Raw genomic sequence first — 20,708 nt, 5'->3', positions numbered from 1 at the left:
TGTTACTTGGTTATACGGTACGAGTGTAGTAAATGTATAAAATTAATGTTGAAGTTTCAGTTGGCAATTTGCAGTTAACAGTTAACCAGTTTATCCAATTAGCTTATTTTAAATAATTCTCCACTATTATATACACTAAGTATAAATATTTTATCGCCTTTTATCTCATTTTTTTACCTTTGCTCAATCTCAAAAAAAATATGCAAGAAAAAATTGTTGTTTTAGGCTCTAACGGGCAAATTGGTACCGAGTTGGTAACCATGTTACGTAAAATATATGGTGATGATCATGTTGTTGCATGCGATATACGCAGGCCTGATTATGATATCAAAAACTCTGCACCGTTTGAATTTGTGAATGTACTTGATAAGGAAATGATCAATGGCATTTTCCATAAATACAGACCAACACAGGTTTACCTTTTAGCGGCTTTATTATCGGCTACAGGCGAGCAAAATCCAAAGCTAGCCTGGGATTTGAATATGAATGGCTTATTGAATGTTTTAGATTTAGCTTTAGAATATAAAACTGCAAAAGTATATTGGCCAAGTTCTATCGCAGTATTTGGACCGAATTCGCCAAAAGATAATACTTCACAATATTGTGTAATGGATCCGAATACTGTTTATGGAATTAGTAAACTGGCAGGTGAGCGCTGGTGCGAATATTATAACCAGAAATACGGATTAGATGTACGTAGCATCCGGTATCCGGGATTAATCAGCTGGAAAGCTGCACCAGGTGGCGGAACAACAGATTATGCCATCCACATTTTCCACGATGCGTTGAAAAAAGGTAGCTACCAGAGTTTCTTAAATGCGGAAACAGAATTACCTATGATGTATATGGATGATGCTATCCGCGGAACAATCGAGCTGATGGATGCCCCTGCAGATCAGATTTCAGTGCGCAGCAGTTATAATTTTGCTGGGGTAAGTTTTACACCAGAGGTTTTAGCAGCCGAGATCAGAAAACATATTCCGGATTTTACGCTAACTTACAGCGCTAACGATCCTCGTCAGCAAATTGCAAACAGCTGGCCACGTTCTATTGATGACAACTACGCAGCAAAAGATTGGGGATGGAAACCAGAGTTCGATTTATCGAAACTGACGACTGATATGTTAAATAATTTAAAAAAATAATGTAAAGGTAGAGGGTTTGAAGGTTGAAGGCTTAAGGTCTCACAACTCAAATCTTATATCTCAATACTCCAAACAATGGGAAGAGCATTCGAATTTAGAAAAGAGAGAAAATTTAAGCGTTGGGCCAAAATGGCGGTTCAGTTTACGCGTATTGGTAAAGATATCGTAATGGCGGTTAAGGAATCAGGACCTCATCCTGAAACCAACTCTCGTTTACGTACGGCTATGCAAAATGCGAAAGCCGTAAACATGCCAAAAGATAGGGTAGAGGCAGCAATTAAACGAGCATCTGATAAATCTTTGGCTAACTATGAAGAAATTGTATACGAAGGTTATGCGCCACATGGCGTAGCCGTTTTAATTGAAACAGCTACTGATAATACCAACCGTACCGTAGCAAATGTTCGTAGTTATTTTAATAAAACGAATGGAACTTTAGGAAAAACCGGATCGTTGGATTTTGTTTTTAACCGTAAATCTATTTTCCGTTTCGTACCTGCAGAAGGTTTAGATCTGGAAGAGCTAGAGTTCGAATTAATTGATGCGGGCTTAGAGGAACTTTATGTTGAGGCCGATGAAGAAGGAAATGATATCGCAGTAGCACAGGGTGCATTCGAAAACTTTGGTTCATTGCAAAAAGCTTTAGAAGAAAAAGGCATCGAGTTAAAAAGCTCTAAATTGGAGCGTATTGCTTTATCTCATCACGAGGTTACAGAAGAGCAGGCTGCTGATGTGCTAAAATTAATCGATAAGTTGGAGGAAGATGATGATGTGCAGGCCGTTTACCATAATATGGCAGAATAATATCAAGTAGAAAATGTATAGAAAAGGTCCTGATTTTATTGTCAGGACCTTTTTTTGCATTTGGTCGTTATGCTGAACTTATTTTTAGTAGTTATTTCCTATTGTATTAAATACCTAACAGCTACAAGGTGGTCAGCATCTATCTAAGAAAGACCCTAAAATAAATTCAGGGCGACGATAGCGAGAAAACCGCAGAGTTTGATTTATCTATTACCGCTTATGCGAAAACAACCAGCTTAACAACTCCGGTTCGGCAAAGGCATTGTCCCAGCTATTGTGGTTTGCATTTGGATACAGGGTGAATTTCACTTCATCGCCAACGGTTTTTAGTCGCTCGGCAATGGCAATCGAAAATACAGGGTCTACAATATCATCTTTTGCACCATGAAAGATCCAAAGTGGTATTTTTTGATATTTTTTAATGTTGTTGGTATTGTCTCCACCACAAATAGCAATAGCTGCGGCAAATTTACGGCGTTCTCTCCTTAACAATTCGTAGGTACCCATTGCTCCCATAGATAAACCACCAACGTATACTTGATCTTGGTTTATATAAGGTTTATTAAGGAAATTTCTAACCATTCCTTGTAGCGCATGCATAATTTTAGTTGGTTTGCCACCTTCTACAAAACTGATTTTCCTTTTACCTTTGGCATCTTTCTCAAAATTGGCATTTGCCCAAAAATCGTTAGGTGGGCACTGAGGGAAAACCACAATAGCAGGGAAATTTTTACGCACATCGTTCTTTAAGAACAGTTTTCCTCCGTGTAATAATTGATTGCCATTATCGATACCCCTTTCTCCAACACCATGCAGAAAAATTACGAGTGGATATTTTTGGTCGGGATTAAAATTCTCTGGAAACAGGATTCTGTAGTAAATAGAGTCCTTTCCTTTGATATAGCTTCCCCTGTCGTATTTTTTTAAGTCTTGAGCGTTTAAAAAGAGTACAGAAAAAAGAATGCAGGTAGTTAAAATAATCTTTTTCATTTAACAAAAATAGAAAACCCTGGCTATTTTACAATAGCTCAGGGTTTATAACCAAACCAAATTGTCTTTATTTCAGTGTAAAAGATGCTTCTTTTACATCACGCGAATTTGTTCCTATAAATACTTTAAAATCGCCGGGTTCTGCAACAAATTTTAGATCAGAATTGTAAAACTTAAGGTCGTTTTCGGAAATATTGAAAATAACGGTTTTACTTTCTCCAGCTTTTAAATTAATTTTTTGAAAACCTTTTAGCTCTTTTACCGGTCGGGTAATGCTACCCACAAGGTCTTGAGTATATAATTGAACAACCTCTTTACCTTCATATTTGCCTGTATTGCTTAATGTAACCGATGCAGTGATCGATTTCCCTTTGGTTAATGTATTTGCGCTCAGTTTAACATCACTATAATTAAATGAGGTATAGCTTAAACCAAAGCCGAATGGATATAATGGATCGTTGCTTACGTCTAAATAGTTAGAACGGAATTTTTCGAACCATTTGCCTTCAGCCAATGGACGACCGGTATTTTTATGCGCATAGTACAATGGCACCTGACCAACGTTTTGAGGAAAGGTTGCGCTTAATTTGCCTGAAGGATTCACATCGCCAAAAAGAACATCGGCAATGGCATTTCCTGCTTCGCTACCCGGAAACCATACATTCAAAATAGCCGGGATGTTCTCTTGTTCCCAATTCAATGCCAATGGGCGGCCTGTAAAGAGCACCAATACTACTGGTTTACCAGTTTTGGCCAAAGCTTTTAACAAATTTTTCTGTGTTTCCGGTATCTGTATATCCGTAACACTGCTACTTTCACCTGTAAATTCGGAGCCTTCGCCAACAGTAGCCACAATTACATCCGATTTTTTCGCTACTTCTAAAGCTTCTTTGATCATTTCGGCTTCTGTACGTGGATCGCGTTTGTAAGTAGGGTTATGGATATTTACATATCGGTGCTCCATGGTAGAATCGGACAGGAAGTTGGCACCACGTGCAGTTAATATTTTAGCATTATTACCCAAAGCATTTTTTAAACCTTGCAGCACGGTTACCGATTGATCAAAAAGGGCAGCAACACTCCAGGTACCATACATATTTGCGGTATTATCGGCTAGTGGACCAATCAAACCAATGGTGCCCGATTTTTTTAACGGGAGGATATTGTTATTGTTTTTTAACAATACAAAGCTTTCGCCAGCAACTTCACGCGCCACTTGGCGATTAGCCGGACTAAAAACCTCTTTTTCTGCCCTTTCTGCGTTACAGAATTTATAAGGATCGGTAAATAAGCCGAGTTTGTATTTTGCCTGAAGTACCAATCTGCAGGCTCTATCGATCTGCGTGATTCCTACTTTTTTCTCAGCCAATGATTTTTTTAGGGTTCCTAAAAAACCTTCACCAACCATGTCCATATCAATACCTGCATTTAAGGCCAACGCTGAAACGGTCTGTAAATCGCCCATACCATGTGCAATCATTTCAGGAATACCTGTATAATCGGTTACCACAAAGCCTTTAAAACCCCATTGATTGCGTAAAACATCTGTCATTAACCATTTGTTTCCCGTTGCAGGAATGCCATCAACTTCGTTAAAGGATGCCATTATGCTGGCAGCTCCTGCATCAACAGCTGCTTTATAAGGTGGAAAATATTCGTTGTACATGCGTACTTTGCTCATATCGGTGGTATTGTAATCTCTACCAGCTTCGGCAGCACCATAAAGCGCATAGTGTTTTACACAGGCTAAAATCTCATTATTGGCCTGAAGTTTACCCTGATAACCTTTTACCATGGCTGCAGCAATCTGCGAGCCTAAATAAGCATCTTCTCCACTGCCTTCTGAGATACGTCCCCAACGTGGATCTCTCGAAATATCAACCATAGGAGAGAAGGTCCAGTTAATGCCGCTCGCACTGGCTTCTATTGCTGCTATACGGGCCGATTTTTGTACAGTTGCCATATCCCAGATGCAGCTTACGCCCAAAGGAATCGGGAAAACGGTATTGTAGCCGTGTATAACGTCCATTCCAAAAAGCAAAGGAATTTTCATGCGACTGTTTTCTACCGCTATTTTTTGAACAGCCTTGATCTTATCTACACCTTTGATGTTGAATAAACCACCAACTTGTCCTGCTTTTATTTTTTTAGAAATGTCACTGCTGTTGGCCTGTCCAGTGGTGATATCGCCAGAACTAGGCAGGTTCAGCTGACCAATTTTTTCGTCAATGGTCATTTTCGCCATCAGGTTGCTGATGAAAGTGTTCATCTTCGCTTCTTCTGTCGAAACAGGCTTTTTGGTTTGTGCCGATCCGTTCAGCACAAACAGGGTTAAAAAAACAACCAGGATATTCGCTCTCTTCATTATCATTATATGTGTGTTTATTCTTTATTAATCAACTTTCTTCACTTCGGTTTTTGCCGATATACCATTCTCATTTATTGCTTCTATGGCAAAATAATACGTTTTCTGACTGTCCATTGCTTTAAACCAGTATTCGTTAAAATCGTGGATCATGATGCAGTTGTACAGTTTATCGGGTGCAGTACCGTAATAAAGGTTGTAGGCAAAAGCATTATCAACAGGCTGCCATTTAATGTAGGCGCTGCGCTTGTCTTTTTCAGTCCTTAATACAATCAGGTTTTTAACCGTTATTGGTTTTTCTCCATTTCCATTGCCGAAAACGCGTAAACCGCTAATGGCGAATTTTCCGGTTGGCATATGTATGTTTACCATTTTGATGAACCTGGTTTTTACTGGCTTTTGGAGTTCGATGTAATCATGTGGAACATCGGTTTTATTTTGGCTTTTATCAACCAAGGTAGTCCATTTTTTCCCATCTGTTGAGGAAAGGATTTTATATTGATGGTAAATTCCGATCTGTTTTCCTAAAAATTCAGCATCCTGATCTGCATAATTGATCTGTATGGCGTTTACCGTTGCCAAGCTGCCCAAATCGGTCTGGATCCACTCGCCATTATTGGCGGTTTTGGCACTCCAGTAGGTTTTTATATTTTCATCAACGGCGTTGTTAGCGTTAAAGCTTCCCAAAGTTGAGGAAACGGTTACCGGTTTTTTATAGTTGATGAGCATCCAGCCAGGCCCGGCAGGTCCGCCCTCTTTCCTTTCGGAAGGTAAATAGAGTGGATAATCGCCAAAAGCGGTATTCGTCCACATCACATCGTCTTTATCAAAACCAGTTGGCCAAATGCCCATTCTGCGTTCCCAGGTGTTTTTTACACAGATAATGCTGGTAGAGATATGCCAGTAATTTTTGCTATTATCCTGGAAGGTCGCTCCATGACCAGCACCACGCGAAAATCCTCCGCCTTTATAACTTAAAGGATCGGATTGTGGGGTTGTAGGCGTATCGTAAAACAAAGGCTTGGTTCCAACTACCACGCCGTCAGAATAGCCACTAAATTCGGTTCCCGGTGCGCCGTATTGAAAGTAATATTTGCCATTATGTTTGGTCATCCAGGCACCTTCGGCAAAAGGATCAAGGAAAGTATTGTCCATATATTCACCAAAACGCTGCCAGCCATATCTCCAGCTTTGGAGTAGGTACATGGGGGTACGGGTACCTTTCGGTTGAAAAGTTTTGCGGTCTAATTCTACACCATACATCGGATAGTTGTTACTGCTTCCATTATACATATAAAATTTGCCATCATCGTCCGTAAAAAAGGATGGATCCCATCCACCTATTTCTAATGAATCGACTAATGGAAACCATTTATTGCCTTTTGGGTCGGTACTTCCCCATAAGGTGAAGTTTTTGGTGTAAGTGCTACCAAAAACCACCATGGTATCGCCAATAATGCCAACGCCCGGTGCACAGAGTTCGTCTTTGGTTTTATTCCATGGACGGAGAAATTTTCTTTCGTGGAATTTCCAGTTCAGCATATCGGCGCTGTGCCAATAACCCCATTGGTTGGTGCTGAAAAGGTAAAAATCGCCTTTATAATTTACGATCACCGGATCGGCTGTGGCGCGGTGTTTGCCCCATTCGGTAAAAGACTCGAAAGGGGTATATCCATAGTCTACATTAATTGGGTTGCAATATGTTTTTTGCTGGGCGTATGCAGCATAAGTACCGCTGAACAGCAATGAAATTAAAAATATTTTGAATAAATGTTTAGCCATTATTCGTATGGGGATTAGTTAAAAATGTTTATTCGTGCACAGCTCGAACAGCCAATGGCCATTCCGCTAACGCTTAGTCCGGTAACGTGCGATTGATGCTCCCAGTAAACCCACATGTCATGTGCCCCACCTGTTGAAGTTAATTTTACAGTGTAAATGTCTCCGTTTTCTGGTATTTGTCCGATTACTGTTCCGCTTGGCGAGTTTGGTGGGATAAAGAAAGAATAAACACCACCACTGGTATTGTTTTCTAGTCTAACATACACGCCATCGCTGGTAGAATTTGTTGCAGTTACATTTACGGTTGCAAACTTTGATTTTATGGTTTTATGTTTAGCGCCCGGTATGGTAGTGAAGCCCGAATTTAGGGTCACAAATCCTATTATTGCTGTTAATATTAAAATTATTCTTTTCATGGTTCTGTAGATTTAATTTGAAATATATGATGGCTAAACATTTATATACTATTGAATACTATGGCTTAAATTGGAAATCCAGTTTCTTTAATCCACTTTGAACATCTTTGTTTCCCATAAAAAGCTTCCAAAGTAGGCCTGATCTGTAATTTTCGATCATCACTACCATTGGACCTTGGTCGATACCTAAATATCTTTTCGGATACCAGTTCTCTTGCTCTGAAAAGGCATCGTAAAAACCATATTTCCCCCAAACTTTATCTCCCAGATCTTCGTAAAGATGTCTGATTACCTTCATCGATTCTTTTGGCGTGTATGGGATTGATGATATAGCTGCGGTAGGAGAGATTACACCAAAATCTTCCTTAGGGTTATGCGCAGCATAACCTTTTACCGAATAACTGGCTGTTAAGCCCCAGTTATTTTCTCCATAACCTTTAAATTTCTTTGGGTTGGCCACACAGTAATCGTGTATGGCAAGGGTATGGTTTACATTGTTTCCCCAGTAATCGGCATAACGGTCTTTCAATCCCCTAGGGTTTAAACCCAGATAAGAGTAATGCGCCCAAAATAATGGACCTACTGAATTTTTCTGACCTTGATAATCAAGTGTAAAAGGATGACCATAAAAGTTGAAATTAGTTTTAATCTGCCCGTTTCTCGCCCAGCCTTCGTGATAAACCTCTGCAGGAACACCATGCCTAGGGGAGGAGGCGGCCATTACATACATGATCAAACATTCATTATAGCCTTTTACAGGAAAGTTCATTTCCCATTTGTACGCTGGCGACCAATGCCAGTATAGCACATTTTGTCCGTTGCGGAACCAATTAAAATCGATTCCTTTCCAAAGTTCATCTGCCTTTTTTGCCAAAGCTTTTTCAGGTTCGGCCCCATTTTTATAATATTCGTTAATACAGATTAAAGCCTGTGCAACAAAAGAAGTTTCTACAAGATCGCCTCCATTGTCTTTTTGTCCAAATGGACGTACTTTTCCTGTTTCACCAATTATCCAATGCGGCCATGCGCCATGAAAGCGGTCTGCTTTGGAAAGGAAATCCAATATTTTGTTTAAACGGTCTAATCCTTCTTTTTTGGTTACATAACCTCTATCTATCCCGCTTAAAATGGCCATCAAACCGAAGCCTGTAGCGCCTGTAGCTACGGTGTTTTTATCATTTTCCGGGTATATGTTATCCACATGAAAACGTTCTCTACCAGCACCCGATGTGGGTTCAGCCCCATCCCAAAAATATTGGAACGTCTGTTTTTGCACGAGATCCAATAATTCAATGTCGGAAAGGTTTTTTTTGATAGTGAGATCGGGATTATACTTGCCGTTCTTAGTTTTTGTACAAGCGCTAACAAGCAAAAAGGAGCAAAGCGTGGCTACCAGTATAAGTGTAATTTTCTTTGGGGCGGTTTTCAACATATCACGGAACAAAGGAAAGAAAGGTTGTCAGTATTAACCGACAACCTTTATTAAAAGATTTAAATTTTAGTAACCTGGATTTTGTTTTAGCAGATTTCCACTTAGCTCAATTTCGTTCTGAGGAATTGGCCAAACTTCATTTTTATTTGCTTTCCAGCCTTTAGGGCCAAAAACAGCTAAACCTCTTCCTTGACGGATAACATCGAAGTAACGATCATTTTCCATCGCAAGCTCTACTTGTCTTTCTTTCCAGATCGCATTCCGTAAAGTAGTTTTGTCCGTAGTGGTAACATCTGGAAGAATGTTGATATTTCCACCTCTTGCACGTGCACGAACTCTATTTAGTGAAGTTAATGCTTGTGAGGTATTGCCTTGCTCGTTGGCAGCCTCTGCATTCATTAAAAGAATATCTGCAAATCTTAATACCCTGAAATTTTGTTGCGCGCCTTCATTAAACCCAGATATACGCATAGCGAAAGGCACGTAAGATTTTTGATTGTATCTTTCATTTGGTACTGAGCTAGGGATTAAATCACCCTGTGGAGTAGTTTCATTTTTAAACAATATGGTCGCGTCCCTACGTGGGTCTCCTATTTCAAAAGCATTGGCTAATACTTCTGATGGCGTATTGAAACCCCAACCCATAATACCAGCTACACCCTGTACCTGGCTGTACTGCGAATTAGATGCGTCAGCGTTTCCAGGGACCAATTCTGCCTGCACTTCAAATAACGATTCGATATTATTTTCGTTCTGGGTTCTGAAACCTTTTTCGAAGTCAGGGAATAAATCATATCCCATAGTCATTACCTGATTAGTTAACGAAAGAACATCTGCCCATTTGTTTTGGTACATGGCTACTTTGGCATGTAAACCAATAGCTGCTCCTTTGGTTGCTCTTCCTAGATCTGCTGCGCCATAAGATTGAGGCAAAACAGCAGCAGCTTCGTTCAGGTCTTTCTCGATTTGGGCGTAAACAGTAGCTTTATCCGATTGCGGCAGATTATATTCGCTATTATCTTTTGGTACATGCAGTCTTAATACAACATTACCATAAGCCCGCACCAATCTGAAATAAGAATATGCCCTAACAAATTTGGCCTCTGCAAGATATCTGTTTTTAAGACTCTCATCCATACTGATATTAGGGATGTTATCAAGAACCTGATTACAAAGGTTAATATTTTGGTACTGACCTGTCCAGAAATCTAGAAGTGTGCCATGAGTGGATGTAACTGTAAATTGATCGTAAAGATTAAAAAAAGTTGCATCAGTAGGTGTACTCCCTTTGTCTGCCTCATCAGAACCCGTACTTTCAATTGCTATTGCATTAAAAGCAACATTGTTCCAGCTGCGTAAGTTAGCATAAATTGCGTTTACACCTTTTAAAGCGTCCTCAGGCGTTTTCCAAAAGGTTACTGATGGCTGCTGAGCTTGAGGCGGAACATTTAGAAAATCTTTTTTGCATGATGCCGTTAAAAGTACTGCACTAATTGCAGCTGCAGCAAAAAATGATTGTGTATTTATATATTTTTTCATTTTAAGTCGATTAGAAAGTTACGTTAACTCCAAAGTTGTAGGTAGCGAACAAAGGATATACATTAGTATCAATACCTGCATTAGTTGGTGTTCCACCTACCTCTGGGCTAAATCCTTTGTATCCAAAAATGTTAACCGCATTTTGTGCGTTTAAGAATATTCTTAAGCGTTGCATTTTCCATTTATTAACAATTGCTGATGGTAAGCTATATCCGAGCTGGATATTTCTTAATCTGATATAATCGCCTTTTTCTACATAAAATGAGTTTGGAGCATTGTTAAGGCCACCAGCTAAATCTGCAGAAGGATAGGTATTTGAAGTGCCAGGACCAGTCCAACGGTGATCAAAGAAATCCTTAGTATAGTTTTCGTTACCAAATCTGCTACTCAGGTTAGCATTAAATACATCTACATCGGCTACACCTTGAATATCTAATGTTAAATCGAAGTTTTTGTAAGCGAAGTTGGTATTTAATCCATAAGTGAATTTAGGATTTGGATTACCAAGAACAACCCTGTCTCTTAAATCGATCAATCCATCACCGTTAATATCTGCATATTTAAAATCACCTTTTTTAAATCCAGGCCATGCTGCGGCCTCTGCATCCGTTTGGAATATGCCGGCAACCTGATAACCATAGAATTCTCCAATAGGTCTGTTGTTAACAGTTCTCGTAGATACATATCCACTAGTTAAGCCAGCGCCACCTTTGTAAATAGGATTTGCTCCAGAAGTAACGTTTAATACTTTATTGTTGTTTATTCCTAAGTTTCCACTAATCGAATAGGTCAACCCACCTGATGTTTTATCAGCCCAGGTTGCTAAAAATTCGAAACCACGATTTTGAATGTCGGCCTGATTTGCAATGATAGAACTGTTTACTGTTCCTAAACTTCCTAGAACCGGAATATCAAATATCGCCTGTTCTGTTTTTCTGTTATAATAATCCAATTCAACATTTAATCTGTTTTTTAAGAAACCCATTTCAAGGCCAATGTCAGTTCCTGCACTTCTTTCCCAAAATAAGGTTGGAGGTACAAGGGTTCTAATACTCGCACCTGTGTAAGGAATACCGCCAAAAATTGCAATTAGAGCAGCAGTTTGATCAACAGTTTGGGTTGACGGATTAAATGGAACCCCCGCATTACCCACTTTACCCCAGCTTCCTCTTAATTTTAAATTACTGAAGATGTTTTGGTTTTTCATGAATTCTTCGTTACTGATTACCCAGCCTGCACCGATTGAAGGGAAATTACCCCAAACGTTATCAGATCCAAAAAATTGAGATGCCCCGTCTCTTCTGATTGAAGCATTTAACAAATATTTGTTTTTGTAACCATAATTAACCCTTACAAAGTAAGATGAAAATGTACTTAATTCTCCTTTGTCGATAATACTTCTACTTGCTGCATCACCTAAAGCCAAATAAAGATCCCCCTCTGAAGTATAAGGGACGTTTTGTGCATCAGCATTTATAGTATACATTTTATTACGCTGAGCTGTTTGACCTGCCAATACTGTTAAACTATGGTCACTCCACTTTTTGTCGAATGTTAAAGTGTTCTCAACGAGCCAGTTCCTGTTTTCGATGCGGTCTATATCAAGTTTACTGTTCGTGCTCAATTGGGTGTTTGTAGCTTTGTATTTTGGCACATATCCCCTAACTTCTTCCTGACCGAAATCGCCACCTATACTGGTTTTGAAAGTGAAGTTTTTAAGAAATTTTAATTCTGCATATACATTACCGTTGATTTTGTACTTGGTTGTATTTTGGTTAAAGAAATCTAAAGTAGCCTGGGGATTCATATTACTTCCATTACCCAGGTTGAAAGCATTTGGATCACCGTAGCTGCCATCTGCATTAAAAACAGGTACAACCGGAGATGCCGCATACATGGCCCTGAAAATTGTTGATGGCGCGTCTTTTGATTTACTATAAGTTCCTGCAACATTATAACCGATTTTTAAAGGTTCAAAAATCTGATAATCGTTAGCTAACCTTACGGTATAACGTTTGTAATTATTATTTTTTACAATACCATCCTGATCAAGGTAACCTAATGAGAAGTTGTAAGTCGATTTTTCAGATCCACCACTAATAGATAATTGGTGGTTGTTAACCATAGCAGTTCTCAATACCTGATCGTACCAATTGGTTCCAGTACCTAGGTTTGTATTTGCAAATAATGGTGCTGCTGGTGGAGATTGAAGGCTATATGCTTCGTTTACCGCAGTAGCATATTCACTCGCATTTGCCATTTCTACCTGGTTAGTTACTTTTTGAAGGCCAACGGATCCATTGTAATTAATTACTGCATTTCCCTTTTTACCTTTTACAGTGGTTACCAGAACAACACCATTTGCTGCACGGATACCATAAATCGATTGTGACGATGCATCTTTTAGAATACTGATATTAGCAATGTCTGCCGGATTTAAAAAGTTAATGTCATCATACCACACACCATCTACCACGTAAAGAGGTCCTGTTTTTCCATAAATAGTACTTGTACCACGTATAGTAATTTGTGGAGAAGAACCTGGGGTTCCATTATTGGTAATCGATACACCTGCAACTTTACCCTGTAATGCACTTACCGGGTTTACTGATGCCTGTTTTGAAATATCTTCACCTTTTACTGTTCCTACCGATCCAGTAACATCAATTTTCCGCTGCGTGCCATAACCCACAACCACAACCTGCTCTAATTGTTGTGTTGATGAAGTTAGTGATACATTAAGTGTAGTTTGATTATTTACAGCCTGTTCTAATGCTGTATAGCCTACAAAGTTAAATACCAATGTGGCGTTAGCTGGCGCACTTATTGAGTAGTTGCCGTTTTCATCTGTTTGCGTGCCATTTTGTGTTCCTTTAATTAAGATAGTTACGCCTGGTAATGATGTCTTATCACCACCATCAATTACTTTACCTTTTACGGTAATGTTTTGCGCTAATGCTACGTTAATTGTTAGCAAACAAAATGCAGCGAGAACAGAAATTCTTGTAAAAATTCTTTTCATGCCTTATTATAAATTTAGTTTAATTGTTAGTTAAATGTGGGGTTGTTTTTGCTGATGTGCAAGTGTTTTTACCTCAACATTAATACATCATAGTAGGCGACGGGCTATCTCACTTAATAAAACCAAATGCGATTTTGGCCTAAAAACGTAGTTTTTTTGGATTTTAACATTATATTAACATACGCATAAGTGTATTAATAACACTAAGTGTTTTGTGGGGTGCAGAAATTCGTTATGAGAGGTAATGATGTAGTCTTGATCTGGTAAGATAACACGAAAAAGCTTCTAAAACCGTTTTTTCTGTAGACGTTTCGGAGGCAGATTGAAGCAATTTTGATTGCTGAATTTGATTAGGGGTGTAAGATTAAAGTTCCATCAAAAACTCTGTTAAATTTTTGTCGTGTGGCACTTCCAGTTTTTTACGTAGGCGGTATCGGCGGATTTCTACCCCGCGTAAACTGATATTTAGTAACGACGACATTTCCTTACTGCTCATGTTCATCCTAAGGTAAGCGCAGAGTTTTAAATCGTTTGGAACAAGATCGGGGTGTTGAGCTTTTAGTTTCTTAAAGAAACTTTCATGCGCCTCGTTAAAGCTATTTTCGAAGAGGTGCCAATCACGTTCATCGTTCATCCCGTCATTAATTACCTTCTGGATTTTGCGGGTTTGATCATCAGAAAGTTTTTTTCCGTTCTCATCCTTTAACTTGGTGATCTCGTCGCTAAGTTTTTGGAGTAGCTCATTTTTATAGACCAATGTCATAGCAGAATTGGCCAGTTCCCTGTTTTTTGAGGCCAGTTCGGCCTGCAGTTTTTCTGTTTGGAGTTTAATAATCTGCTTTTCGTTGGTTTCTGCTTCTTGTCTTAATATTTCTTCCTGCTCGGCCTGTAAACGGTCGCTTATTTTCTGACTATCCCTGTAGAGTTTTCTTTCGTAAATTTTCTTACCCAGAATCAATACCACCACAAATAATATAGTGTAGCACAAAATGGCCCAGTTGTTTAAATACCAAGGGCGTAAAATGGTAAATGTGTAAACGGCTTCCTCACTTACTGAGCTGTCATCCGTTTTTGCCCTAACCTTAAAAACGTAGTTACCTGCACTTAAGTTGGTGAAATCTTTTTGTGTGGCATAAGTCCAATCAGACCATGCTCTCGAATAGCCTTCTAAATAGAACTGGTATTTAACCTTAGCCTGTCGGTAATAGGGAAGGGCATAAGAAATGCGGATATTGTTACGGCTGTTTTGGATCTCAGTAGCTCCCTCACCATTACCAGCTTCACTAATGAGCGAAAACTTATCCGTAATATCCTCTACCCGTCTGATCAAGACTGCAGGAAGTTTTTGCTTTTGTGCATTGAGTTGGGCAGTGGAGCTGTAGATCACAAAACCATCATCAACACTGATGAGGTAAATGGAATTGCCTATGCGGCTAATATTTTCATAATATTGAACCATCCGACCATCTAAAATACTGAACTGGTTCGAATCGATTTCCACCTTACCTGGCTCACTAAAGTTAACCAGGGCCGTTTTTCCGTGATTGATAAACCAATATTTTTTGCCACCTGCATTGATGATTTTGTTCGATGACTGGAACGAACCAAGTTCTTTATTTAACGCGGCATACTTGGTAAATTTATCACTTAACTCATCGTAGGTGTAAAAGCCTGCATCTGAAGAAAAAACAATCTTATTCTCTAAATTGAAGATGTTGATATTGTAATTACCGGGCAGGCCATTCTTTTCATCAAAATATTTAGTGCTGATTACGCTGGTGTAGCTGGGACTTAAATTTAATTTATATAAACCCTTATAGGCATGAGCGACCCAGATATCGCCTTTGTTATCCTGCTCTACATATCTTGATGGAGCGTCAAAGCCCGCAATTTTTGTAGTAAACTTTAATCCCGAAGCCGGAGCTTCTATAAAGAGCGAAAGCCCGGTATAGGTACCCTGAATAAGGTAATTGGGATTTGAATTTAATTTTTTAATGGTCCAGCCACCTGCAGATCTTGATAGCCATTCAATTTTATCACCATTTACCTTAAACGTACCGCTGTTATGGCCACATATTAACTCGTTATCAATAATGGTAAGTTCCCATACCTGCCCCTGTGAGTTTGGGATCAGTCTAAAATTAAAAGGCAATAGGTTATCAGGCGACCACTCACTATAAAACAGCCCTTGATTGGTGCCGAGGTAAATTTTGTTATTGAAGATAATACTGGAATAGACAGTTCCAAACTGGCCTGTTTTATCGAAGTAAAAATATAAGGGCGAATTAAGTTCTATCCGGTCAATTCCGTTATCCAGTCCAGTCCAAAGGTTTTGCTCATTATCCGCATATAAACTTAGAACAGTATTGTTCTGTAAACCACTCGATTTATTGATCCGTTGCACAACTTTTCCATTTTCATCTATAATGATCAGACCGTTGAGAATGGTACCATAGGCAAAATATTTACCCAGTAAACTTACTCCATTGTTGAGCTGATAGGTTTTTAGGTAAGCATTGGCAGGTGTGTTTAAAGGTGTAAAATCTTTACCGTCGTAGGTAAATAATCCCTGTTTGCTGGTTCCGATAATTAGGCCATTGTTTTTATAGGGAAGAATGGATAATATACCCTCTTTGCCTAGCTTTTCGCTGTTTGGGATATAGACTAATTTGTTGCCAACGAGCTCGAACAAACCTTTTTCAAGCACTTCGATAAAATATCTGTTGTTTACCTTATGTAGGAACAGAAATGAAGACGGTGATTTTATCACCTCTATTTTGTTGTTTTTGTAAATGAAAATCTTAGAAAAGGATTGAAAAATTACCCGATCCTTGTCTACATAAATTTTCCAGACCTCATCATTGATTTCGATGCCTTTTGGTAATAGATTGGTAAGTGAGCTATAGCTTAGTTTGTTGTTCTTAATAGACCAGAAGCCAAACTCACCAAAACTACCCGTATAAATTCTTCCCTTATTGTCTGTAGCTACTGATCTTACAATCTGTCGGTTGGGCATCTGGTATTTCTGCCAGTAACGGCCATCGAAAGTTAATAACCCTTCTGCATTGCCAAAGTACATCACACCATTTTTATCTTTTGCTATGCTCCAGTTCTGGTTTCCCGATGAATAAACAGATTTAGGATAGTTTTCGATATAGGGAACGCCTATGCTTTTAATTTCTGATGCATAGGTATTTATAGCGAAGCAGGATAGTAATAAAAGGACCCGGAAATAGTTTAGCATAAAATGGTTAATAAGTAAAGCCATTAATACACAAAGTAAATGAAAAATTGTTTAATAGTCGATCGTTAATGGTCTATAGTTCATGACTATTAGTTTAATGAAGGCTTTTTGATAAATGATCAATAATCGCACTATTAAAAGAGATCGTGGTTATGCAATATTATAATGGTTAATTGCCTTCGCCATTGAGAGATTAAGAAATATTAAGCAGTCAAGTAATTCAAGAATTGAATGCCGGAACCCCCCAACTAGCCCTGATGGCAGTGGCACGAAGCCAATTCTTCATTGGCGAAGTAAAACGTACAGCAGGACGGAACCCGTGTTGTTTGCAATGACACTGCGCTCCAAAAAAAACTTATGATGTATAATCGCTACAATTGAAGCTTCATTAATTAACTATAGAAAATCATACCAAAACCTAACTTTTCACAGCAACCGGCTGCGGAACCTTTACATAATAGCCTGTACCATCGTAAGGGCGCTTGCGTGGATTGGTAGTGCACTCAACTGAGCAACAGCCCTGAAGCTGATCGCCGCATTCATCACATTGGGTAATGTGCTCATTACACTCCGGATTGGCACAGTTGATCATTTTTGGAGTAGTTTTACCACAATTATAGCAAACCGAAACTATAGTTGGATTTACCTCATTTACATCAACTGCAATGCGGTTATCGAAAACATAACATTTGCCTTCAAAGTCTTTACCACCCGCTTCTTTTCCGTATTTAATAATACCACCGTGTAATTGATAAACATCATTAAAGCCATGGTGTAAAAGCAAAGCAGAAGCTTTTTCGCATTTAATGCCTCCAGTACAATAGGTTAATATTTTTTTGTCTTTATATTGGGCAAGCTGGTTGATCTGTTCAGGGAAATCGCGGAAATTCTCAATATCCAGCGTTACAGCATTCTTAAACTTACCAAGGTTATGCTCATAATTAGAACGCACATCAAGGATAACCACATCCTCGTCATCTTTCATTTTCATAAAATCGACTGGCTCTAAGTGTTTACCTGTTTGTTTGTTCGGATCAATAATCGATGTATCCCTTAAGCCCGAGTGTACAATTTCCGATTTGTAACGGCAGTGCATTTTCAAGAACGAAAGTTCTTCAACATTATCGATTTTAAATTCAGTTTTTGCAAACCTTTCGTCAGCATGTACTGCTTTCATATAAGCTTCGCAGGCTTCGGCTGTTCCCGAAACAGTGCCGTTTAAACCTTCGTCGGCAACGATAATACGGCCAACTAGGCCTAAGGATTTACAAAATTTAAGATGATCAGCAGCAAATTGTTCTGCCTCCGCTATGTAACTATAGCAATAGTAAAGTAGTGTCTGATATTTTTTCATAACGCTGTTGATACCGTTGCAAACGGCGTTTAAAGCGGTGCAAAGATAACAAAAAAGCTTGAAGGTAAAAAGATAAAGGTGTAAGGTTTTGCCCTATAAATATACTTTCAACACTAACCTCTAAACCCTAAACTTTATTATAAGGTGTAAGCTATTCTAAATCCTTGTGTTAATTTGCGGGCACCATCGTACGCAAAACCATAACTGGCCCTTAATACCAAACGTTGGATACCGAAGTAAAATTCTTTATAATTCCGCTTTTCTGGAGAAGAAAGATAGCCGCCTCCAATAAATTCTTCCAACTTAGCCTTACGCAATAATGGAACCTTATTCATGAAAAAGCCTGCGAAATTATGTTCTAAATGCGCTTCGAAATATTGTTGATTGGTACTGAACTGGTAAAAATCTAAATATTGAAACTTCCGCAGATTTGGAGGGAAAATGGTAGAAATGTTACCTGCAAAGTGTTTAAAATCAGGATAAAACATGCTTTTGTTGTTCAGGAATTTGCCCACGCCAGCCAAAAATGAAGTGTAACCCCATAAGCCCAACCCGATCCTGTCCTGAGAAACCTCAAGTTTTACAAAATCATAATCAACATCACTGTTTAATACTCCGTTAAACCCTTTTTTATACAATAAGGTCATCTTTGGGAATTTAGATTCGGTGTAAAACTTCCCATCCGGACGTGTAATGTATTTCTGCCCAATAGTATAAGTTAAACTTGCAGTTGCACTAAAAGAGTTATAGGTTGGGAAAAGTGGCGTTTCAGTATCTGGGCTGAAAGGATTGTTGGAGGTGAATTCCCTATCTTTTGCGTCGATGAATTTAAAGGTAGAATTATTGGTTAAGCTTTTATTTTTGCTATAATCTACACTTATACTTCCCTGCAAGCCCGTTGCCAGTTCTCTGGTTGTATTAATGTTAATAAAACCCTTCTCATAAAATTTTGAGAAGTTTTTTTCATAAAGTAACGAGTTAATGGTATTACCCAATGCAGTCATTGATCCTAAGTTGTTCAAATCAAAAATACCATTTCCGAATGATGCACCTATACTAGCCCTTTTAAGTGGATTGTAGTAGTAGCTTCCCGTTAAGCTTCCGGTAAGTTTTTGGTTGGCAAAACCATACCTCAGTTCAGGACGGATGTAATAAGATCTCCTGTTCTCGAAATCCTTTCTATAGGTAACCCCGTATTTTACTGCAAAACCTTCTACGGTATTGTAAAATATAGCCCTAAGTACTGGATCAAAAGACCAATATTCCTTATCATAGCGGTCGTTAACGCTATAGCCGTGTAATAACAATTTAGCTATGCCGAACTTATTATTGTCTTTTTCAAGCGAATCGAGATACTTTTTCGATTCTTTTAACTTCGCTATGCTGTCTTTTTTAACATAGTTGATTTTTTCATCTTCAGTTAAAGGAATAGGCCTGTTGTTTTTCCAGTAAAGAGAATCTTTTTTGTTTACCATTTCGGTAATTTTTAAGATCTCGCCGCTAAAAAAGTTTTTAGGGAATTTAGGGTCCAGGTTATAATTATTGTAAATACCCACATAATAACCTGCAATTTTAAAGCCCAGCACATTCCCGGCAAATTGAAAATTAATAGCGGTTGGCATATAAATATCCTGAACCTTGGTAAACTGCTGACTGATGTTTAAAGTATCTATAAAATTGATTCCCGCGTTCTTGGTTAGGTAAACATCAGTGTTGTAAATTCTCCAGCTATCATCAATAATATAAATAATACCCCTAAAAACCGGGTCATTTTCACGGCGGGGGATTACTTCTATTTTATGGATAATCTCCCCGTTTTCCTTGCTTTCGCCCAATAATTTATATTTATAATAAAATAAGGCATTGTCTGCAATTGGAGAAATGAACCCCCTGGCGCTTAATTTGTTTTCAAGTAGATAATTGTCATAAAAATTAATAATTAAATCAGAAGCTTTGTTAAAACTAAATGAATTGTTTCTGCCTGCAACTTTTGATGAAATCATTTCTTCATGCACATCGTTGGGCCTTTTGAAATTGAACTTGCTTTGCGATTCTGATAAATAAATGATGCCTTTTCTATTGGTATCGAGTTCTAAAACTTTTTGGATATCCCGACCAAAGAACTTTTTAGGGGCACCCCTTAAACGTTGCACACCTTTGATATAAACATCACAACTAAATTCCTTCACCTCATTTAAATGTGTTTTTCTCTGTTTAATGGCCTTACGGATAATGGCATAAGCCGGGTCCTCAGCATTTGCCCTTATATTTACGTTTTCTAAAGTATAACTTTCTGATGTTAATGTTACGTTAAGCGATTGATCTGCCGAAAGGTTAATGATATGATCTTGCTGTTTATAGCCTACAGCCCTAAAACTCAAAGTATATTCACCGTTTTTTAACTTCATGGAGTATTTTCCATCAATATTTGCAGATGTTCCACTAGTTGTATTTTTTAAATAAACTGAGGCAAAAGGAATAGGCTGACCGCTATTATCTTTAACTACACCTGTAACGGTAGATTGTTGAGCAAAAATAATATTGGTAAAGCCGCAAAAAAACAGGAGTGCGCAAATTCTTATCATAATTAATTAGTATACCCTAAATATCGAATA

The 20,708-nt window shown here is 38.5% G+C and carries 12 protein-coding genes; 2 read left to right on the top strand and 10 right to left on the bottom strand.

What is annotated here, in order from left to right; translation table 11 throughout:
* Positions 1–200: 200 nt before the first annotated feature.
* Both FHT21_RS21245 and FHT21_RS21240 read left to right on the top strand, forming a co-directional pair.
* A complete protein-coding gene (locus tag FHT21_RS21245) occupies positions 201–1,145 on the top strand; it encodes an NAD-dependent epimerase/dehydratase family protein (RefSeq protein ID WP_167296750.1) in 945 nt (314 codons plus the stop codon).
* A gap of 75 nt (positions 1,146–1,220) precedes the next feature.
* The gene (locus tag FHT21_RS21240) at positions 1,221–1,949 is read left to right on the top strand and encodes a YebC/PmpR family DNA-binding transcriptional regulator (protein WP_167296749.1); all 729 of its coding nucleotides are present in this window, start codon (positions 1,221–1,223) and stop codon (positions 1,947–1,949) included.
* Positions 1,950–2,159: 210 nt separating this feature from the next.
* Here FHT21_RS21240 and FHT21_RS21235 read toward each other — a convergent pair whose 3' ends face one another.
* The 10 genes from FHT21_RS21235 to FHT21_RS21190 form a co-directional block, all read right to left on the bottom strand.
* The gene (locus FHT21_RS21235) at positions 2,160–2,939 is read right to left on the bottom strand and encodes a dienelactone hydrolase family protein (RefSeq protein ID WP_167296748.1); all 780 of its coding nucleotides are present in this window, start codon (positions 2,937–2,939) and stop codon (positions 2,160–2,162) included.
* A 67-nt stretch (positions 2,940–3,006) separates the two neighbouring features.
* Positions 3,007–5,304: a beta-glucosidase BglX gene (bglX, locus tag FHT21_RS21230; protein WP_167296747.1), complete on the bottom strand. Its 2,298-nt coding sequence runs from the start codon at positions 5,302–5,304 to the stop codon at positions 3,007–3,009.
* A 27-nt stretch (positions 5,305–5,331) separates the two neighbouring features.
* The gene (locus tag FHT21_RS21225; RefSeq protein ID WP_167296746.1) at positions 5,332–7,086 is read right to left on the bottom strand and encodes a discoidin domain-containing protein; all 1,755 of its coding nucleotides are present in this window, start codon (positions 7,084–7,086) and stop codon (positions 5,332–5,334) included.
* 14 nt (positions 7,087–7,100) lie between these two features.
* Complete coding sequence (locus tag FHT21_RS21220) at positions 7,101–7,502, bottom strand: hypothetical protein (protein ID WP_167296745.1); 402 nt, start codon at positions 7,500–7,502, stop codon at positions 7,101–7,103.
* A gap of 58 nt (positions 7,503–7,560) precedes the next feature.
* Positions 7,561–8,934, bottom strand: coding sequence for a glucoamylase family protein (locus tag FHT21_RS21215; protein WP_167296744.1), 1,374 nt, complete (start codon positions 8,932–8,934; stop codon positions 7,561–7,563).
* Positions 8,935–9,000: 66 nt separating this feature from the next.
* Positions 9,001–10,473: a RagB/SusD family nutrient uptake outer membrane protein gene (locus tag FHT21_RS21210; RefSeq protein ID WP_167296743.1), complete on the bottom strand. Its 1,473-nt coding sequence runs from the start codon at positions 10,471–10,473 to the stop codon at positions 9,001–9,003.
* Positions 10,474–10,483: 10 nt separating this feature from the next.
* Positions 10,484–13,495, bottom strand: coding sequence for a TonB-dependent receptor (locus tag FHT21_RS21205; protein ID WP_167296742.1), 3,012 nt, complete (start codon positions 13,493–13,495; stop codon positions 10,484–10,486).
* Between the two features lie 364 nt (positions 13,496–13,859).
* Entirely contained in the window at positions 13,860–16,739 is a 2,880-nt protein-coding gene (locus FHT21_RS21200; RefSeq protein ID WP_167296741.1) for a triple tyrosine motif-containing protein, read from the bottom strand.
* Positions 16,740–17,157: 418 nt separating this feature from the next.
* Positions 17,158–18,093 (bottom strand): rhodanese-related sulfurtransferase, encoded by a 936-nt coding sequence (locus FHT21_RS21195; RefSeq protein ID WP_167296740.1) that lies wholly within the window; start codon positions 18,091–18,093, stop codon positions 17,158–17,160.
* A gap of 137 nt (positions 18,094–18,230) precedes the next feature.
* Complete coding sequence (locus FHT21_RS21190; protein ID WP_167296739.1) at positions 18,231–20,678, bottom strand: DUF5686 and carboxypeptidase regulatory-like domain-containing protein; 2,448 nt, start codon at positions 20,676–20,678, stop codon at positions 18,231–18,233.
* Positions 20,679–20,708: the final 30 nt, after the last annotated feature.

This window comes from Pedobacter sp. SG908 (assembly GCF_011759615.1).
Taxonomy (GTDB): Bacteria; Bacteroidota; Bacteroidia; order Sphingobacteriales; family Sphingobacteriaceae; genus Pedobacter; species Pedobacter riviphilus.
The sequence above is the reverse complement of the archived record's forward strand: the minus strand, read 5'-3'. Positions and strand labels throughout refer to the sequence as shown.

Coding starts and splice junctions, on each gene's coding strand:
- FHT21_RS21245 (WP_167296750.1), top strand. CDS start 201: ATGCAAGAAAAAATTGTTGTTTTAGGCTCTAACGGGCAAATTGGTACC.
- FHT21_RS21240 (WP_167296749.1), top strand. CDS start 1,221: ATGGGAAGAGCATTCGAATTTAGAAAAGAGAGAAAATTTAAGCGTTGG.
- FHT21_RS21235 (WP_167296748.1), bottom strand. CDS start 2,939: ATGAAAAAGATTATTTTAACTACCTGCATTCTTTTTTCTGTACTCTTT.
- bglX (WP_167296747.1), bottom strand. CDS start 5,304: ATGAAGAGAGCGAATATCCTGGTTGTTTTTTTAACCCTGTTTGTGCTG.
- FHT21_RS21225 (WP_167296746.1), bottom strand. CDS start 7,086: ATGGCTAAACATTTATTCAAAATATTTTTAATTTCATTGCTGTTCAGC.
- FHT21_RS21220 (WP_167296745.1), bottom strand. CDS start 7,502: ATGAAAAGAATAATTTTAATATTAACAGCAATAATAGGATTTGTGACC.
- FHT21_RS21215 (WP_167296744.1), bottom strand. CDS start 8,934: ATGTTGAAAACCGCCCCAAAGAAAATTACACTTATACTGGTAGCCACG.
- FHT21_RS21210 (WP_167296743.1), bottom strand. CDS start 10,473: ATGAAAAAATATATAAATACACAATCATTTTTTGCTGCAGCTGCAATT.
- FHT21_RS21205 (WP_167296742.1), bottom strand. CDS start 13,495: ATGAAAAGAATTTTTACAAGAATTTCTGTTCTCGCTGCATTTTGTTTG.
- FHT21_RS21200 (WP_167296741.1), bottom strand. CDS start 16,739: ATGCTAAACTATTTCCGGGTCCTTTTATTACTATCCTGCTTCGCTATA.
- FHT21_RS21195 (WP_167296740.1), bottom strand. CDS start 18,093: ATGAAAAAATATCAGACACTACTTTACTATTGCTATAGTTACATAGCG.
- FHT21_RS21190 (WP_167296739.1), bottom strand. CDS start 20,678: ATGATAAGAATTTGCGCACTCCTGTTTTTTTGCGGCTTTACCAATATT.